At 49.1% G+C, this 22,295-nt stretch carries 1 protein-coding gene; it reads left to right on the forward strand.

Translation table 11 applies throughout. The annotated features are described in order from the left end of the window. Window positions 1-74: 74 nt before the first annotated feature. Window positions 75-22,295 (forward strand): SdrD B-like domain-containing protein, encoded by a 22,221-nt coding sequence (locus NFR99_RS00045; protein WP_251352099.1) that lies wholly within the window; start codon window positions 75-77, stop codon window positions 22,293-22,295.

Consider the following 22,295-nt stretch of genomic DNA (forward strand, 5'->3'; position numbering starts at 1 on the left):
GTAATATCAAGCGGATATTAAATACTTGGATGAGTACGTGTTGTAACTTGGCATTTAGTTTTGGGGGATGTTTTATGATGGAAAAAGAAACAGAAAACAGGATTAGTGACGTTGCAAGGAGATTTTTGTGTTGGCTGCTGGCAGTGGCCTGTATATTGTCCGGACTGCCTTACAGCTCCGCGCCGGTGAAGGCGGCAGAAACAAAACTGCCGGCATACAAGATGACATTTAGCGGGGTTACCGGGGCAGATCAGGTGACGCCGGGGCAGCCGGCGTATATGCTGAAGAATTCAGGAACGGCAGTATATAACCTGAATTTGAAACCGGGATATACATCGGGAGAATCCCAGGGAATGCTGATAACTCTGGCGTCTCCGTTTCTTGTCTACGATGAAGCAGGCAACCTGAATACTACATATGAGATACCGGAAGATTATACAGCAGCAGACCGCAGTATCCGTACCCTGGTACGGGATATGCCTTCGTCTAACTGGTATGGCGTAGGTACAGAAAATACTGTGATCTATACACAGGGCGGGGAAATCATGGCTCCGCCTGACGGTGCGTCAAGCTGGAAAGGAGTGCCGCTGAATGAGTACCAGCCCTTTACCTTTTCAGGTATTGTGGATATTCAGATGGTGAAAGCAGCCAGCATCTGGCATGGAACGACAGATGCCGTTGTACAGTTGGAATCCAAATATTTCGGGGATGTACCGGAAAACGCCAGCGCCTCCGTAGAGGCAGGAATGTCTTACACAACATACCGCGATGCTTTTGGCAACGTGACATCGGGATATCAGAAGATTGAAGTAGGTGGGAATCCCGACAGTGAACAGGGGAATTACAATTCCATCGCGTTTATCAACAGTAACCTGAACTGGACAGCTTCTATAGAAGCTTTGACGCACCCGCCTATGTGGGATCAGTATAACTATATGACTTATAAAATAGTTGTGCAGAACATTTCGGAAAAGGCAGAAAGTTATCTGGATGGCTATGACATTAACTTCACAGTACAGAGCAGCACGGTAAACGGCGGTGTTCATGGTGTTCTTCAGGCTGATATGATGGCCTGGCGTTATGATCCGGTTACGGGTGAACTTACGAAAAATACAGAGTTTGACCTTGAAGCGAGAGAATATCCATATTCAGGAAAGCCTGGCGAGGGCGGTGTGCTCTGCTGGGATGTGACGGATATTCCGGCTGAGGAGCTGGCAGAGTGGGATTTGGAGACATTTTCCAATATTAAAGAGCCGCTGATTCCGTATTATTATCCTACGGCGGGGACGATTAATATTCCGCGTGAACATGAGGCTCTGTACTCTCCTCATGATACAACACCCGGGCACATTTCACAGAAGGTGTATTATATAGCGATACCGTATCCAAACAACTTTGAGAGTGACTTGAATAATCTAAGCGTTCTGCGTCCGACAATATTCTTCGGCGGGAAGGGGTATTCCTGGAGCCAGCAGTTTAATAACAATACTCCGTTTGACCAGCGCAAAATAACAGTAGAGCAGCGGAAATATGTACAGAATGATTCTGGCGCGCAGGTGTCGTCTATCGAAGCCGGCGTAGGCGAGCTTTCATCGTATTTTCTGGAAGGATTCGCGAATAAAGGAAATGTGCCGATTTTTGATTCTTACGCCCTGGATACTCTTCCGCAGCATTTCAGGCTGGAAGAGATTAAGATTTATCTGGGAGAGGAAGAAGAACTGGAGGACTGGTTCTGTGAAGGTGAAGAGGGCAGGAATCTGCTGGAATTGGAGGTAGAAGGGAAAGGGGGGACGCTTTCCTGGGTTCCTTGCGGCACTCGTCAGGGCGTGGAGGAAGAGGCAGACGGTAGCAGGAGCTATACCATTACCATGCAGGAAGAGATGGAGGCATACCTTGAAGCAAATAAAGGAACCTCTTTCACAGGACGTATCCGCTGGAACTTTAAGCACCGTATTGGGCCTGGAAAGAGCTTCGATGGCAGAATTGAGGTAAAAGGATATCCCATGCAGGCTATAAAGTATGAAAACCAGCTGCAAATTAACTATCAGCAGTGGACATACTATGAGAGCCTGGTAGAATTAGGCGGGAATCCAGGCTATCAGAAGAAGGATGCGAGCAGCCGGGTCAGCAAGGCTACGATTAATGCAAAACCCACGAAACCGGGAATCGTGACGAAAAGTATCCGGTATGGGAAAGATGGACCGGAGGAGATAGATAATGATATCGTACAGGTTCCTTTAAATGAGAATAATGCGGCTTATCGGTTTGTAATGACAAATGACAGCGCATCAAAGATGATTCCGGCACTCTTGTCTACACAGGGAGATTTTTTGAGTCTGGACAGCAAGGGAAAATGGGGTGGTTTTCGGGCGAGGGAACTGCGCATAAATGCGGCGGCAGTGGAGAAATCCCTCATTAATTCCATTACTTTTATAGATGCATCGGGAGCAGAGTGGGTGCTTCCGAAGGAATCCATAGATGCGTATCAGCAGGATGGAGATATTGTACTAACTGACGATGTATGGGTAGGAACGGATCCTAAGAATCCACAAATACCGGATTTGCAGGGAATTAAAGTCTCGTTTTCTTATTTTGAATCGGATGTGACTGTAGAGGATGATTGCTGGGTTGAGGTACGAGGCGTGCCTTCTTTTGCGGAGAGCCGTACCGTGACAGGTATTTGGCAGACAGATTATGATCCGGAGCTGAATGTCCCGAACCAGACGGCCAGAGATGCTGCGGCATTGACGGCAAAAGCGATTAATCCGGTAATTACAGGCGACATATTTTATCAAGAAGGAGATGGAGTGGAAAAGACGGGGACTGTGCCGTATCGGGCGGAGGATGCATGGTACCGTTTTGTGATAGAGAACAGAAGCCCGTCAGCGGCTGATGATACAAATCTGGAATTTACTATGGATAGCCTGGAGAATAAGGCGGCGGCAGGAGAGGCAGCCTCTCTTAGAGGGTTTAAGGCAAAAGAAATCATAATTTCAGGGAATTGGGATGAGGCAGTTATCCCGACAGCGCTATGGATTTACAACTGGGATCAGGAACCCTATGGGACGGAACCTCCGAAGGCTTCTATCAGCTGGGATGATGTAAAAAAGCAATATATGGATGCAGCAACGAAGGAGGTTCGTATTCCCGTTTCGGCTTTTCCGCAGATAGAGGGTGTGAGACAGGTGCGGCTGGTCTGTTCACATTTGAATGGAAATATTTATGCAAAAGGGCAGAGCGAAGAAGATCCGGAACAGGATAACGCCCTTCGTGTAGAGATTCATGGAACACCTGACTGGCATGGAGAGCTGGAAGCGACAGGCGGACTGCTTCCGCAGCACTATCTTTATGCGAGTTTCGGGAAAACACAGAAAGTTATAATGGAAGTGGCAGATTTTGAGCCCAAAGTGACAGCTTCGACCCACTGGGTAAGGGATGGGGTTCAGCAGAACGGAGGAAGCGCGTCTCCCCATACTTTGGAGACGATGAATGATGAAGAAGTCTGGTATGGCTTTCAGCTGGAAAATACGTCTATCAGCCCGGCGGGACCGTGCTACGCAGATCTTGATTTGCTTAGTGTAGCTGACCGATGCACTAAGAAAACAGCCGTCCAGGGATTTAAGAGTGAGGAGATTGTAATCGGGGCAGATACAGAGAAAGCGTGTGAAATAAAATCTCTTGAGCTTTATAACTGGGATGCTATGGATGGGGCAAAGCCGGATAAACCGTCCCGGGTATTTACAGCAGAAGAACTAGAGGCGTACCGCCAGCCGGATAAAAGCCTGCGGATTCCGCTTTCAGCTGTTCCGGAGATTACCTATCTGCGGTATATCCGTCTGCAGTTTACGGACTTTTACGGTACTACGAAGGCAGACGGGAACAGCGCACAGATAGAACTGCATGGAAATACGGATTGGTTTGACAACCTGGATGCAGCAGCGGCGCTGGTACAGAATGATGCAGATTATACAGAGAATAAAAGCGCGTCCGATACAGGACGTTTCCATGTACAGCGTCCTTATCTGGCTCTGCATTCGCATATTCAGTACGCGGATGTGAAGGAGAGCGCTGTAAGTGATACGTCAATGACGGATAAGAACCAGACAAGGCTGGGCGTACCTTATGACAGGGATTTTAAGATGTGGGTAAACATGGAGAATGGTTCTTCACCGGCGGAATCCGGCTATAGTTATTTTTCAGTGCTGGATGATGTAGACGCCACGATTGACCTCCCTATTAAGGATAATGCCGGCGTGCGGTTTACAGATCATGTATCTTCAGGCAGCGGGGAGGCATATACAGGTTTCCATGTGACGAAGCTTGTAGTGAAGAAAGAGCTCTTGGCGCAGTATCGAAGTATTGGGAGCATACAGCTTACGGATGTGGACAGTGCGGACGCGCCATTGGCGCTGAAGCCGGTAACAGACGCGAAAGGGACGATTACCGCATTCGATTTGGAGGATGGAACCCGTCTGTCACTGACAGATGAGGGACTTGTGCTGGATGAGGCACAGCTTCAGGAGCTTGGGATTAATCATCTTGCGCGGGTCGAGATTCTGGGCGGCCGCTATATGAAGGTGACAGAGGAAGATACGCGGACAGAACAGAGGGTGGAATTTTACGGCTATGAGGATTCACCGTTAAATACTACAGATATCTTGAATACGCATAGTGAAAATTATTTGGATGGAATTCGGGATGAGGGAGACCTTTGGTGTGTAAAAGCGAAAGATTCTACGGTGTCATATGTGAGTAAGATGTATTTTGACACTGTGGTATCGGCATTTTATAACGACGGGGCAACCGGGAAATTTACGGCAGAGGCAGATGCCCTGGAGCATATCCGAAAAGAGTGGGCGACCCACAGCAGCTGGAATAATGTTCCGTTTGGGGATAACACGGAGCTGGAAATCGGTTACAAAGGCATTGGCTCTTTCGGGATAGACTTTCGGCAATATTTAAATGTAGGAGGAAATCTGCCCGTAGGCGCGCCAAATTACAATACCTACAGCAGCCAGGAGCACCAGAACTACAGCTGGGTGCACACCCAATCGCTGAACACGGCGGCTACGGTAAATCTCAGTATTACGGTTCCGTCACAGATTTTCGATACCTATTACCTTAAAGTGAATCCAAATACCAGGGAGTATCTTAACTGGATAGAAGTTACCAGGGAAGATGGCGCTGTTCACAGAATAGAGCCTTCTGACTGGGTGGGAAATGCAGTCGAGACGGACGCTGCAGGGAACAAATATTTCAGGATTAATCTGGTAAAAGGGCTTGGCTACAGTGATGATGAGGCTGAGTTCTGGACAGATGCATATGCATATAGTTTGGATGGCCCGGAAAACCCGGTTACGGGAATTGTGGTGAATATGGATGTGAATCAGCCGGGGTATAAAGATGAGGCGGAAACTATGGCGGCAGATCCGGATTACGGGACGTGGTACAGGGAGAATGACGCCAATACCCGTTCTGCGTTTGAGGTCACCGGGCGGCTTTATAAGACAGGAAGAGCGGAACTGACTGCAGAAACTACGCTGACGATAGGAAATAAGACAAATGGCAGGTCAAAGCAGCGTACAGATGCCGGAGCTGCCAGCGGAAGGCGCGTTCAATCCTCGTGGTCATACTGGAATAAGTACTGGGGAGGTCATGTAGAATGGGGTTCCGGCCTGGGATGGCATTGGGTCAGGACGGAGTACCTCGGAACTGCTCGTGATATGAAATCTTCGGCGGTGATGGGAGTTGTGCGTGATAATAACTACGTGAGGAATGGAGTTCATAGTGCTGCAACATCAGAGTATGACGATACGAATGTGAAGTTTGCAGACCAGAATCAGTTTGCAGTAAGCTTTTACCGTGGTTCCTGCTTTACATCAGGGTATACATCGAATGGCGGGAATGGCGCGCAGAATCTGACGCATGACTATTCACAGACCGGAAATCTGGATGACTGGAAAGAGGCTGACGGCTATGACTGGGCGGGGCGTGTGGGCTTTTCTGACAAAGTAGTACTCTCCGATACGCTTCCGGTGATTGAGCCGAATACAGAATTTAAATATTATGGATTTTTAACTACAGGACTGAAGCTTGAAAATGATGTGTTTACTCATATGACATCGATTATCCTGGAATTGGAAGGATATTCGGAAGTTACAGATGCAGAGGGAAATGTGGTAAGTTATCAGGCAGACCCGGCAAAGACCAGGACGGTAACGCTTACAAAAGATCAGCTTGGTACACTCAATGAGATTTTCTTCCTGTATGCTTCAGAAGGTCAGACAGAAGAAGAGGCGGCGGCAGTAAACCAGATTTGGCTCGAAGAATGGCAGTTTGTAAAGAACTTTAAGATTGTTACCGAGAAGTGGAACGGAAATTCTGATTATGCAAAAGAAGTCGGAAGAAAGTATTCAGCAGAATTGAGCGGAAACGCAAGTAATATTGATGTGCTCATCAAAGGGAAGCCTTATGTTTACGTAAACCAGCCGGGGACAGGGCTGGGAGACAGCATTAAACATGCGCAGAACAGGATTACGCCTATCGATTACTGTGTATATACGCCAAACGAAGGAAGGACAAATCCGCAGTACAATACGGAGTATTATTATACAAGTGATGGCTCAAGGCCGGCGCATGCCTGGACAGATACTTTTGAGACGGCGCATATGCGGGGGTATCTGATTCCATATCAGGCGGGGTATTCTGTGGCGGCTAAGGTCGGTACATTAAATGATTACCAAAATGACAATCTTACGCCGAATGTGGAGGAGTACGTTGTGAGGGCGTGGAACCGTCAGGATGGAAGTACAGAAAAAGAGCATGCTTCGCGTCTGGACGGGGTTTTTACCACAAATTCCCTGCAGGCCGCGTTTAATATGCAAAAGCTGTATATTCCAAAGGAGTTTATTGACGGAGACTGGTTCCGGGTGAACCGCCTGCTGCTGGTCGGTTCGAGTAATAAGCAGATGAGTTTTACACTGGAGACGCTCAAGCCGCTCCTGACGCCGGATGCTAATGGAAAAGATTATGTGCTTGATGTGGAGAAGCTGCTTCATGACAATCTGGATATGGTAACCAGCTACAGTGTGACGCAGACGGACGGGAAGGCGCGTGCGTATGACAGGGCGCATGTGAATTCTTTTAAGCTTGATTTTAAAGCTGTAGCAGGGAATCGGGAGAAACCGGAAACGGTTATGCAGGCAGGGCAGTACTTGTCGGCGAGCAAGACGGCCACAGACTATGCATTCCGTTATGACGGCGTATTTGTGGACAGGAGCCAGGCGGTGTTCCGCGGAGACAGCTATACGAATTGGGACTTTGATTCCATCCCTTCCTATGGCTGGAACAGCCCGAACGGCTATGCCGTGAATGCGTCAATTACGCAGAACCTGGGGGCAACATTTACAACGATTGACCCGAACCATGGTACGTTCAGCGAATTGAGCGGCACAACGAAGGCGGCGACCACGCGTTTGAGTAACCTGGTAGGGAATCTCCGTGTGGAAGTGACGCGTACCAGAGATACAAACAAATTTGCATATGATTTGGATGACTGTACGATTGAAGCGCCGAAGAAAGAGATCGACGGCCGGCATGTGATGCCTTGGGACTATATAGAATACCTGATAACAGTGGGTTCCTGGGCGGGTGCAGGCGTTCCTCAGGAAAAGACAGATTTGAGGTTTGATATGCCCCAGGGGCAGAGAATCTGTAAGTGGGAGATTGTGAGCAACAGCACGGATATTGCAGATACAGATATGACTGCATATGCAGGGGAGCAGGAACTGAATCCGGGGACGGATTATTCCAGGATGGCAGATGCCTCTGGGGAAGAGACGCTGACGAATATCAAACAAATCGTCGTCCATCTGGGGACAGAAGGTGATGCAGCCCAGATTAAGCCAGGTAAAGCAGTGACGCTGCGAGTTGTCACGCAGATGACGGATGAATTCGGAACGGCTTTCCAGGGGAAAGAGATACACAGTTATCTTTACGCCGCGAGCGGAACAAAACACGGATACTCACAGTACCGCATTAACGGTGGGAAGGAAACGAATAATTATAATCTGAATTCGGTTGACTGGCATCGGAATCATGGAGATGCCGGGACACTTTACAACACGTCAGGAAATACCGATGGAAACACCGATGTCAGCTATTGGCGGAATTTTATGGATAATGTGGCTCTGGACGGCCGTGTTCACCAGTATACATGCCGGGCAGATTCCGGTACGTATTTTGTTACCAGGCAGTCAGATTTGAGTATAGGGTTCGCGTTTGGAACAGATGCATTGGGAGGATTTGACGGACAGCCGGGTAAGGTGACTGTGAGCGGAATAAAGAACTACAGCCAGCATTCCCAGAATATTCAGGAAACCGTTAATTTCCTGAAACCGGTGAACGGACGTTATCTGCAGGTTTTTGAGCTTACCGGACTTTTTGAAACGGACTATCCGACAGGACTGAAAGAGAACACCATTACTCCGAGACCTCCAATTAAGAAAGAATACTTTGTTTTGGATGAAGACGGGATGGATAATCCGGATGCCTATAATAACTATACGCGTACAGCTGAGGATATTGAGAAAGGCCGATGGGTGGACGCAGCAGACTACGAAGACAGTCCGGAGGAGCTGGAAGCAATGCTGTCCCGGGTGATTTCCGTGCGCTGGACATATTATGATATTCCAGCCGGGCAGGCGCTGAATCCGGTTGTTCTAAATGGTGCAGGGCGTTATCAGGATGAGCGTCTCGGTGTGGGAACCGGAGTACAGGCAGATATATTTACCGGACTTCTAAAAGTAACAGAGGTGTATACGCATACCCATACGGAAAAAGAGCACTTAGGTGAAGGGGCAAAGAATACGTCAATGAGCGGCAGCGCGCAGGCAACGCCGTCAGTGAGGCGTGAGACTCCGATTCTCTGGTTCCAGACACAGATTTTCGATACAGAGGAGGAAGCGGCTGCTGCATATGCCGCCGGAAAAGCCCAGAAAACCGGATACCGGCCAAATGAAACCTTCTGGTATAAGACGACCTTGCGGAATCTGACGCAGGCTGAGAGCGGCGGTACTGTTCAGGGTGCGATGCTGAACCCGGTATTTTATGATAAGGTTCCTTCTCAATACGTGGATGCAAAAGCTTTGGAAGACGCGGCAAAAGGAGATATGAGCGGGGTTCATATTACCTGGAAGGATAAGACAGGGGCTGACAGGGATATGTCAGGCATCCGCTGGGAAGTAAACCGGTTAGAGACAGTTACTGCAAAAGATTACGGCGGTGAGATGATTTACACGAATCATGCTGACGCTTCCGTTTACTCTACGGTAGATACAAACAGTCCCGGAAAGAAACTGTATAAAGATTTGGATCCAAGAGCGTCCGGCATATCTCAGGATGCGGAATATACCGTGTATCAGATACGTCCGGTGAGCGAGAAGGGAAAAGCTGTCCGTATGGAGATTGGTGATAGTATTTCGTTTCATTATGCAGTTACTGCGCATCAGGACGGATTGCCCATGATTATGACGGATCAGGACAGGAGTCTGGCAACTGACGCAGATCAGTCGCCGTCGTATTTTCCGAGAGTGGGTGAGTATTGGACAAATACTGTTTCAGGGCAGGCGTGGCCGCTGGCAACAGGTTCAGACAGCAAATGGATTAACCGTGTGCTGGAAACTTCAGATAAGATGATGGACATGGATTATCTCATCCATGATGTGGGATTTTCAGCGGACAAGAACGATCAGTGCGACAGATATAAGATGTTTGACGGAACGAAGGTCTATATTCCGGGGACAGCGAATAATGGAAGCGCCTGGGGGAATGACGGACGGTTTATGGATTATGATATTGCCGCCGGCTCTTACATGCAGCAGGCGCGGTATACGCCAGGCGCAGGGAGCGCCGGAAAAGACAGCCTTCCGGGGCAGATACTGTACCAGGGGGCGTCAAATGCAAACCGTGATTACTTTGTGTTTGTGACAGGCCCGCGGACTGCTGCCAGCCAGAACTGGGAGCAGGCCGGAGAGGGTGAAAAGCGGACGCCGATTGTATGGAGCGAAGCGCGTACCCATCTGCAGAAAGCATGGCTTAATGCCGCCAGCCAGATAATTCCAGATATAGAAAGAGACAGAAGCGAGTATCTGGGATACGGGGGATATACGGAAAATAATGCAGGAAGGCGCATAGAGACAGGCAGGAACCTGGATTATAGCTGGTGGATTCAGCCCGGGGATTATTACCATAACAGGGACTGCTGGAATTGGTATCTCTATGATTTGAGGTGGTATCTTTATAACCGTTATATCACAACGTTAGAATACCAGCAGGATTATACGGCGCGCCTGACGGCAAGCAATTATGGCGACTGGGGAGTGGATGGGGTAGAGATGCTCTATACGTTCCCTCTGGGAACGGAACCGCTGCTGGATGAGGACGGAAACCTTCAGGTATCAGGCCAGTATCTGACAGATATTAATACGTGGGGAGGCACAATTCCCGCAGAAAATATCCAGGCTGAGATTATCCAGACGCCTGAGAGTGACCGAGGATACCAGGCGCCCAAGCAGCCGCAGGATCCACTCTGGAATACAGCCGCGAATGCAAACTATTACCAGGGAGAGAATTTGGTTCCGTATGTTGTGAAAGTTACAGTAAATTACCCGCTGAAGCGCTGGTTTAACCGAGGCAGTGCATCAGGGTATCAGATGCGTGTGGATATTAAATGCCATGTGAATACGACTAACGCGGACGGGAAATGGTACGACAGGGTGCAGATGAAGCCTGTGACAAATGCAGGGGAGAACTATTATTATTATCAGATATATGATATTACCCAGTGGGTGGGCTCGAACCGGAGTAAAAATGCCCATTTCCAGATTCACGGAATGGACTATATGAGTTCCTACGCCCATGAACATTCCGGCTGGCATCACTGGTATAACTATATCAACCCGGTTGGTTCGCCGAACACACTGAGCGTAAATGGATATAACGTCCAATGCAGCGAGGTGCAGACAGGCGGAGCAAATGGAGCGGATGGCCAGAATACCGGAAAAGCATATAGCGCTTACCATACGGCAGATAAAGCAGATCTGTATGCAGCGACGGGAACCAGGACGGAGATGAGAAAGCCGCTTCTGCGTCTGTGGACGGCTATCACAGATGGAGAAAGTGCGGATAGAACCGGGCAGACGGCAGCGGGCTATTATACGGACAGTGAAGGCGATACTGCCTGGGTGAATGTAAATGTGGAAAACCGTTACTGGTGGCATGAATATGGGGATCAGGAAGTAAAACATGCCCATAGTTATCCGAAAGACGGCGGCTCTATGGGAACTTATATGCTTCCGGTCATCAATGTGCTTCTTCCGGAAGGCGTGGTGCCGATGGCCGCCGATGGCAAGCCGTATACAAAAGATAACGAAGATAATGCCAGACGCCCGATTGCATGGGAATTGAATCAGAGGAGCGCTCCTACAGTTAATACGGTTTCACCGGCTACGGAAGCGGAGAAGCAGCTCTATGACGCAGATGTACAGTATGTGGAGATACCCGAATATGAGGACGGGAAGGATACCGGGCAGACAGAGGGACGTTATCTGGTAAGGATAGAAGCTAATTTAAATGCACAGGGAGATGTGGCGCAGAAGGATTTGGAAGCAAAAATCCGTTCAGGGGCGTTAAAGATTTATTCATTTAAAGTATTTACGGAGAAATTGCCGGACCTGTCCATAAAAGGGGCAGACGGCGCCGTGATACGGGATACAACGAAAGATAACCGATATGAAGACATCCGTACCTATATCGGCAGCCAAATGGAAGGTTTCAAATATGAGTGGGACGGAGGAATCAGCGGCAACCCGTATAATGTGGGGGTGAATGCAGGAGATTCCCAGCGTCTGGACGCAGTATCTCTATATCAGCCCGCAGATAGTGCAAATGGTAACAGAGCGTTTTTTGACAGCGGATGGGCATATTCGGAAACAGACAGCTTTAATGTGGAAGATTATGCCGCAAATATAAGGAATCCGCTGATGCTTACGGAGGAGCAGAAGGACTTCAATGGCAGCCAGGCAAATACGCATCCGGATACAGAAGATAAAGAAAAGCAGATTGCAGATATCGGCCTGTACAACCGAACCAGGATGTATACCAGGGCGCCGCGTTTGATTGCTTACAATACAGTGGGCTTTACGAAAACAGAAGAAGGCATGGTGTATAGCGAGTACCACATAGGGGGTGAAGGACAGGAGGAAGCGACGCTTCCCTCTCCGTATCCGGAAAGAGATAAGCCGCTGGAGTACAGCGATGTACTGTGGTATGGTTCGAAGGTACTGAACCAGGCAGACGGTCTGCGCTATACCGGTTCTGTCCACCATGCGAAGCTGGCGTTTGTGTTTGATCTGCCGCAGGAAGTAACATTCTGGGATGAGGATGATACGTATGATCCGGATGATATCGTGGTAGAGTACTATGATGCCCGTACGTCCGAGACGAAAACGGTAGATATGGCTGAACTTATGGATGAAGATTCCGGATGGAACCTGAAAGTTAAGCATAAAACGGATTATAACAGCCTTGGAAGCGGATATCCGGGTTATCCGGAGTATCCAAATACGGATAAAAAGAAACAGCATGAAGCGGAGAGCGTAGTCATAGAACTCTCCACACCGGCAGACGATGGTTATCAAGATTATGATTCCTTATATACCGGAGCAAAACCGGGCGGATATCTGGCATGTGGAAGCTGGGTTAAAGTAAGGATTAAGACAAGGGTAGATAACCTGGGGGAAGAGTCTACCGTAGGTACTGCCGGAGATACCTGGCTGGCAGATGGCTGCAGGACTTATGTGACGATTCATGAGACAGACGGACATTTTAACGCAGGTTCTGAGGGCCTCAAAGAGCAGCCGCAGGATTTGGTGCTGTGGGTAAACCGGGCGATGGATCAGGAGGCAGATGAAGAAGCTGACGAGGATGATGAAGCAGCGAAGGCGGCAGACTATGACAGGGACGGCGATTATACAGATTTATATACGACAGCGCGCTCAGCAGTTTTCCGGCTTCGGAAACCGGATGGGGCGGCCCGTATTGACTCTATTATGCCGCGCCGTTCCATTATAGACCCGGATGAGCAGACGATTGTCACGGCAACAGATGTCCATATCAAGGGTGCGACGAGCATGCAGTATCTGTTGGATCAGGCGCAGAATAAAGGCGGTGCGGTAAACAGGTTCCTTGTGGATATAGCGCTGCCGTTTCATGGGACAGCTACAGCTACCGGTGAAATCGCGCCAGTCACAGGGCCTAAGGTAACGCCGGAAGTGCAGGCGATCCGGACCGGGGTATGGGAAGTGCCCGATACCCTGACGGAAGAAGAAAAGAAGAAGCTGGAGAGCATGCTGAAAGTTTATGTGCTTGTCCGTACCAGTACAAATCCTCATGCAGAGGATGGATACCTGTATCCGGATTCGGAAGAGGATCGGGCGGCGTATGGGGATGGTTCCTGGACGCTGATAGGCGATACCGCCGGGTATAGCCTGGCTGCTAATACCCTGATAGCGGATGGAATTCCTGATAATGTGCGCCAGGTGCGTTTTGTAGTGAAAGCCGGAACAGGTTATGATGATGACATTACTCCGATTTATTATCCGGTTCCGTCTGGTTTTCGTCTGGCAGTAGACGCCGATCCGGATACGGAGGACGTGAAGGAAGAGATGGATGATGTCGATCCTAGCCGTCTGAATGTAAATGAAATACCGGACAATGTTAAGAAAAATTGTGCGTTTGTGCAGGCAGCCACGCTGTCAGGCGACCCGATGCTGGCAATTCATTCGAATTATTTTGCACAGTGTATCACGCGTTATGACGATACGAAATATTCGGGGCTGGGAGAAAGAGGGCGCGCAGGAATCTATGTAGATCCTGAGCTTCCCTATCTTGGATTCCGAATGGAAATGGGATACTATACAGGTTCCGGTATTAATGGCTACCGCTGGAATGTAGGAAGCGCGGCAATCCTGGTAGACCCATCTGCAAGTAAGGTAATGAAATACCGTACGTATCTGGTAAATTACAGCAATGCGCAGCTGGAGCAGAAGGGTTATCTGGATCCAAAAGGAAAAAATGAAGAGGATACAATTACCGATCCGAATATGTCGATAGTGCTGCCTTATATCCAGAACCTTCAGAATAATCTGGCATATGTGCCCTACAGCAGCCTTCAGGGGGACGACATGGATTATTTAAGTGATGATTACCGCGTGACGGGAAGCATTACAAATCCGGCAGATAATCTGGACTATGAAATTCCGCACTGGACATGGTATGTAGAAAGAGATAAAACAGATGCGGAAGGTAATCTGCTCCAGGACGAAAATGGACAGAATATCGTGGAGATTGTAGATAATCCGAGGGTATCCTTGAAACTGGATGGGGATGGAAACCCGGCTTCGCCAGAATATGTAGAAAAGATTGTAAACCTGAACAGTTCCCATAAACGTAAGGTGGTAATCTTCCATTACACTGGAATGCTGATGCCAGGCGAGCGTCTGGTAGTAGAATTCATGATGCCCCTGAACGCAGACCGCGGTTCTGCAGTATCCCAGGATTTGATGGAGTCTTATGGATACGGTTTCAAGAATGGTAATTATACGCCATATATTCCGTCGAACGATGATGGTTACGGAAGCTGCGGCTACGAGAGAGACTCCCGTGACCTGAATAATAACGGACTGGCGGCAGAGATGGCTTTAAGGCGTACAATCAAGGGATTGAGCTTCAAAGAAGATCCTGCGCTGAAACAGGTAAAGAAAGTCGACTCCCAGGTTCACAGTGACCGCGATTATAAGAGCGGGCCGGCCAGTGTGCCGGAAGGCACGGACTATCGCTTTAATGTGTCCATTTTGAACCAGACAGAAGCAAAGCCGGAGGAGCATAAGCATATCTGTATGTATGATGTGCTGCCATACAATAATGATTTCCAGATATTCAGCGGTGATACATCCGGAAATCCAATCGCCAGGGATTCATCCTGGAACGGATGGCTGATACCGGATTCTATTCAGGTGAAAGTATTTGACCCGAATAAAATAGAGCAGTATCCGGATGGGAAAATTTTGGAAATGACTACGAATACAGGCAGTCCGAAAGATTATGATATATGGGTAGGACCGTTTGAACAGTCCGGCAATACTTATAAAGCATTGGACGTTTCAGAACTTCCCGCATATAAACCTGATACAGAAAAGGGTACCCGGGGCACCAGAGAGGTAAATTTCTACGTACAGCTGTTTGGAAACGACGCATTGAAAAAAACCTATAAAATGGTTCGCCTGATAGATTTGATTGCGGCGACAAAAAATAATCCGGATGCTTATGAGGCGGCAATCAAAGGAATCCGTTCTATATGGATGGAGATGGAGAAAGAGGACTACTGTATCGGAAGTTATAACCGGATTGAGATGAGTTATAAAATGCATGCGCCGCTGAATATTCCAAAGTATGTGGGTGATGTTTCGGGAGATTCCAGTTCTCAATTTATAGCATCCCTGGGCTACTGCGGCTGGAACACATTTGTCCACCACGCAGTGGGCGCGGGTATGACCGGAGAGAACAGTAAAGCTGGCGTGTATCTCAATGCGCCGGAAGGCAGGGGGTATATTGGAAGCTATATATGGCATGATTTTAATTATGACGCAGAGATGAATGAGGCAGAATATAAAGATGGGACGAATGGACGTCCTCAGGTTTCCAAGCTTACCACAGATTTGGACTTTGACGGTAAAGCAGATGATCCGGGAATTAATAAGGTCAAAGTAGAGCTTTTAAGTGAAAAAGGCTATATAGTGAACCGAAATGGGGAAGCGATCGCAGAAGTGCAGCGTGAAGGCGAAGCAGTGAAATATGCGCTCATCAATGAAGACACGGGGGAATATGTGAGAACCGGAACAGGACTCATTGCTTATACAGACTGTGGGCCGGCGGCGTCATATATTTCAGAGAGTGATTACTTTGGGCATAAAGGCTATTATATGCTTTCTAATCTTCTGCCAGGTGATTACAAGCTGAGATTTACATTCCCGGAGAGCCTGGAAAATTATGCAGTTACGACATTGAAGATTGGCGATACAGAAGCAGGTCTTGAGGTTTACCGGAGCGGCGACACTCTCCCGGATTTAGGGAAAGAAGGCGTGGGGGATGCACCGGGAGATGCTATGGTGGTAGACACACTGGTAGCACAGACGAAAGACGCCATTCATGTAGCGGCGGTGGATTTGGATAATACGACGGTAGGGGCAGATGGGCTTACGCCTCATCAGCGCTATGACAGGCAGATGACTTCTTATAATGTAGGGGTAGGCAGACCTCACACGGTAGGAGGATGGGCATGGTTTGATGAGCATGGGCCGGAGGACGCCCCGGAGATTGACGGGCGTATGACCGACGATGAGAAGAAGCTTGGAAAGATGCGTGTGACGCTTTACGAGTACGATCCGGATACAGAAGAGCTGAAAGAAGCTTTGGATGTTGACGGAAAACCGGCGTCCATGCTGACGGAGATTGTAGATAAGAGTAATCCCGGAAGCGCTGAAAACGGAAAATTTACATTCAAAGTGCGTCCGGGCTGGTATGTGGCGCGGGCAGAAAATGAGGATAAAGCCGTTGTATTGAAGCCAACTCCTTATAAGTATAATGATGACCCTCTGCTGGAGGATGACGACAATGATTTGGAGAAGTCCGGAATCTATATGCAGACAAAACCTTTCCTTATGGAATACCAGCTTGGCGAAAACGGAAAACCGCTGTATGACGAGAAAGGGCAGGGTTATGCACCTCAATATAAACTGGCCTTTGGACTTGTAAATGCCGGAAGAGGATTCCTGGGAAATACGATTTGGAGTGATGAGAACTACAATGGCGTGCGGGAAGGCCTGGAGCCGGGAATCGGCGGCGTCAAGGTGACGATAGAACGTTACTATTTAGATGCGGATACAAACCGGTGGATGGAACAGGAAGACTTCACGTCAGTAAAGACCACTACAAATGCAGGGAATTTCGTTTTCCAGGAGATGACGACTTATACGCCTGAGCCGGATGGCAGAGCATGTCTGGCCGGGTACAGGCTCCGCATCGACAAGGAGGATTTGGAAGCACTGCCTGCTCATTATGCGGTTACGAAATACCAGACAGTGAAAGACACAGAGGCAGACAGTGATTTAAAGACCACGCCGGTTCAGACATCTGACGGCAAGATGGCTTATTATCTCACAGACGGCGCGCCGGTTATCCTTGCAAATGAGGCTGTAGAAGGAACCGACCCGGTTTATATTATGAGCTATGCCGGAAAAAATTATGATGTGACGGATGGCGCCAGCCTGCTGGATTTTGACGGCGGTTTAAAAGAGTTTGAGAACGTAAAGGTAAGCGGCGTAATCTGGGATGATAAAGATTATGACGGTATACGTAAGAAGGGAGAGGAATCCAGAGACGAAGGGATTCAGGGTGTTTCAGTGATTCTGGAGCAGTATATCCGTTCTGGCGGCAGTTTCACGAAGGTAGACGAGCGGACAGCACAGACAGACGGCGACGGACGTTACGAATTTTCGAATGTCTCTACTTATTATGAGAATCCGGAAACAAAGAATGCCTGCGTAGCTTACTACAGGCTGAAATTAAAAGAGCTGCCGGAGGGGTACCGTGTCACACGTTATCATCAGGGAAAAGATACTGCCGTGGATAGTGATTTGGCGGCGACAGACTTGTATATGACGAAAGGGACGGCGCCGGTAGAACAAAATTATTTTGCAGCAGCAAGCGTGTCAACTATTCCGCATAATGAGGCGTACTGCCGGGATGAAGGAAATGTCAGGTATGACATCGTAAAAAGCAGTGGGAATGTAAGTGGTTATGACGGCGGACTGAAAGGCCCTGAGACGGGAGAGCTTACGGGAATCATCTGGAAGGAGAAAGAGTATGACGGACTTTACCAGGAGGATGAGGAAGGATTTGCCGGGCTTACGGTTTTGGCCGACCAGTATTATATGACAAAAGAAGGGAAGTGGATAAAGGAAGCCGAAGACTTTGCACAGGCGGTAACAGGAGCTGATGGCAGATATCTTCTGGAAAATCTTCCGGCGCATATTGAAAAAAATGGAAAATGGTATCTGGCAGGATATAAGGTGACCCTGCCCCGCCAGGAAAAGCTGTCCGGCTATGAGACGACATGGTATCATCAGGGTAAGGGAAATGAGACAGACAGCGACGCGAAAGGAACGCTGGATTTGTCGAAACCTTATGAACTGACAGACTGGGATGGAAAAGTAGAGCGCGAATTTGGCGTGACAGCGAAAAAGGCGTCTCCAGGAACAAATGAGGATAAGAATGACGCTTATGTGTATACGTACGCAGGCAGTGATTATGATATCCTGACAGCGAACAGGGCGGCAGGACCGGATGTGGGACTGAAAGAGCTGGAGACTACGAATTTGTACGGCTGGGTATGGAATGATAAGAACTATGACGGCATCCGGGGAAGCGACGAGACGGTAGATGAGCCGATTGACGGCCAGACGGTATATCTGGATCAGTATTATCTGGATGAGAATGGTGAATGGGTTTTGTCAAAAGAAAACTATGCGTCAGCTGTCACGGATAAGGGACGGTATGAATTTGCGGCAGTTCCGGCGATGCTGGAGGTAGGAAATGCGCGCCGCCTGACCGCATACCAGATACGGATGGATGCCATGAACCAGGGATGGACGCTGACAAAATACCGCCAGGGAAAAGACAGCCATAAGTGGAGTGATTTGCAGCCGGAAGATGAGAAAAGTCCGGGAGCGCGGCAGCGAACGGCGGCAGAAGAAGAGGAAGGGGAGAACCCGGGAGAACTGAAGATACCGCTGACATTGATGGAAAAAGAAGAGTTCCTGCCAGCTGCCGTTGAGGTAAAACAGGCGTATAGCAGTTATTGTGTGATGGCGCCGGACGGAAAGATATACGACATGCTGGCAGCGCCGAAAGAGAAGGCCAGTGGAAATGCCGGAGAGCTGCCTTATGCGACAGGAAGTATTTCAGGGTGGATTTGGGAGGATAAGAACTATAATGGAGTTCAGGATCCGGAGGAAGCGCCCATAAAAGAAAAGGTAACGGTAAAGCTGGAGAGATTTATTTATGAAAATGATACATGGATAAAAGACGAGAGCTTTACTGTACAGGAAGCACAGACGGATTCAGTAACAGGCCGCTATCTGTTCAACAAGCTGGAAACACATGTTGGAGACCCTGATGATTTCAAGATATATGGCTATCAGGTGCGTATTGATATGGATAAGTGCGAGGATGCAGGGATCTTTGAAACCTATGCAGTGACAAAGTACAGAGCAGGCAGCAACCGGGAGAAGGATAGCGACTGGGTCATCTCGGACGATGAAAACAGCGGCAGGCTGACTGGTGAAGAAGAGTACATTATAGTGGCGGCAGAAGCAGAAGAGAATGCGAACCCCATCAATGTGGCGGAGGTCGAAGGCGTTGCCTATGACGCATGCCAGGGCGCTGAGAGAAGCGGATGGGACGGCGGTTTAAAACGCTATGAAAATGCATCACTTTTAGGTACGGCCTGGAAAGATGCTGATCATGACGGCATCCTGGACGAAGGCGAAAAAAGAATTGAAGGACTGAAACTGGTGCTGCAGCAGGCATATTATAAAGACGGAGCATGGAATGTGGTTCCGGAAGAGGAGTTTCGGCAGACACAGATAACGGATGCAGATGGAACCTATCAGTTTGAGGAACTTCCGCCATCTTTGTATATGGAAGGGAAGCGTTATCTGGCGGGATACCGGCTCTGCCTGGACGGTGAGGACGCGGTGATCCAGACAGTTCTGAAGCAATATGCCGTGAGCAAATACCTGGTAGAAGAAGGCAGTGAGAAGGACAATAAGCTGGTATGGGAAGGAATGCGGATGACCTGGCCGGCAAAAGAGAATGGCGGCTGGCTGCTTTTCGCAGAACCGGTAAGCAACAGTTTTTCAGGGAACAGTTATAATTACCGAAGAATTGACGGTAAGGATTATGACGTGGCCTATTCTGAGGATATCGGCGGAATGAATGCCGGATTTTCACCATACCAGACGACTTCGATCACAGGAACCGCGTGGACGGAGGACTATGATGAAAAGGGAACTGCTGATGGAATACGCCAGGAGACAGAGAAACGGCAGTCTGGAGTGAAGGTTCTTTTGGAGCAGTATTATCTGGATGGCGGCGAGTGGAAGAAAGCTGATGAATGGATTTCATTTATGAGTGCGCAGCCTGAACCGGAGTCGGATTTGGACGCTCAGGAAGGTAAGCCGGATGAGGGAGGGCAGATGCTCACCGAGACAGATAAAAACGGCGTCTATCGGTTTGACGGACTTCCGACGAACGGAATTCTGAACGAAACGGACGGGGCGAAACGCAGGGTAATTCTCGGATATAAAGTAAAGATACCCGAAATGCCGGAAGGATTTGACGCTACCTGGCATTTGACCGGAAACGGGATAAATGACAGTGATTTGAATGAATCTACTTCAGAATTGACGCCTGAAATTTTGGTGGCGCCCAAAACAGCAGACCCGCAGGAAACGGAAGAGAACAGGCTTGACGGTTACAGTATCGTGCTGGCTGAGAACTATGATGGTATAGATGCAGGGTTCCTGCCTTACAGGGGAAGCCTGATCGAAGGAGTCGTATGGAATGATAAAGACTGGAACGGCCTGCAGAATGCAGAACCGGGAATGGAAGGACATACGGTATATCTGGATGTGATGATTGAAGGTACAGACATTGAGGAGGGAGATACAGCTTCCGGGCTGGCGCTGTTTGCGGAGAAGGAAGAAGGAGAACCTGATAAGGAACCCCCGGGAAATACAGAACCCGATAAGGAGCCGTCTGACGGAGTTGAGAGCGGGAGGGCGGCAGAACCGGAGGATGAGAATCCGTCCACGGAGGATACAGAGCCAGGAAAGAATCCAGACGAGGAACCGGGGCAGAAGCCGGGTACAGTACCGGAAGAGCCTGAATGGATATCGCCCACCGAGACAGACGTGCCAGGCGAAGAGACAGACGGAATCCTTCAGGATGGCGTCTACCGGGCATATGCATCCTGTGTTACGGATGCAGAAGGAAACTACCGCTTTGCGGATGTACCCGTACTGGACAGAAAGACCAGACGTCCTTACAGGTACAGGCTGCGCATGGAGAAACCGTCTAACGCATACTATGTGCCGCTGAATGCCGGGGATGACAGGGCAGATAATGATTATGCCCACCTGAATCTTACGGGATACCTGACCGATCAGGCGCAGGGTATCACCCGCAGCTTCCGTCTGGGAGGGGCGGCAGAGAAAGAGAACGCTTACGGCTACATCTACCACATAGGATACACCACTGTGCAGGATATGCTGGATTTCGGACTGCATGTACTGGATACGGAAACTGTCGTGGCAGGAAGTGTGTTTGTGGATGAGAACAAGGACGGCATACGTAATGGGGAAGAGCAGGGAAGGAAGGCAGTAAATATCATCCTGTACCGCTATGACCCTGTTGCACAGACCTGGAAAGAGACGCCGGATGCAGAAGGGAAATCCCGTATACTGACAGGGGAGGACGGGCGCTATATGTTCCGTGTTCCGGTGGCAGATATGGAAAAGGAATCTCCCAATTATCTCACCCCGTACCGCTACCGTGTATCGATTATGAAGCCAAAGGACGACGCCTCCTTCTCGGTGAAATATCCCGGAAGACAGGCTGTGAACGCGGCGACGCTGGGAGCAGGGCTGTATGATGCATCAAAGGATTACCAGACGCTGGCAAAGAAAGTCAATGACTTTAACGATGCAGTAACGATGGAAGGAAAAGAAGAGAGCGGGCTTCCCGCCGCAGGGCCGCAGCTGGTAATCAGCAGTGAATTTGAGCTGGCGGAAGTACACCGTGATCACTATATGGGGCGGGATGTAGTTTCTCTTGACCGGGTACATGTAGACATCGGCCGCGGCGCGGCGCTTCTTGAAGATGGCGGAGAGGGCATAACTGCAGATATGGAGGTATGGCCGATACCGAAGAAGCAGCCGTATGCGCCAGGCACAGAGCCGTTGGATACAGAGACCGAAGACCCGGTAGAGACAGTGCGCACTGGAGATGACACGCAGATAGGAAGATATTTGTTGATTCTGGCAGTATCAGGTCTTATGATTGGAGCCCTTCTCTTTGTGAAAAGAAGGAAGAAGGAGAAAGAAGAGGAGTCTTAA

This window comes from Hominisplanchenecus murintestinalis, from assembly GCF_943193015.1.
GTDB classification, from domain to species: Bacteria; Bacillota; Clostridia; order Lachnospirales; family Lachnospiraceae; genus Hominisplanchenecus_A; species Hominisplanchenecus_A murintestinalis.

Excerpts from the sequence above, each read along its gene's own strand:
- NFR99_RS00045 (WP_251352099.1), top strand. The coding sequence starts at position 75 with ATGATGGAAAAAGAAACAGAAAACAGGATTAGTGACGTTGCAAGGAGA.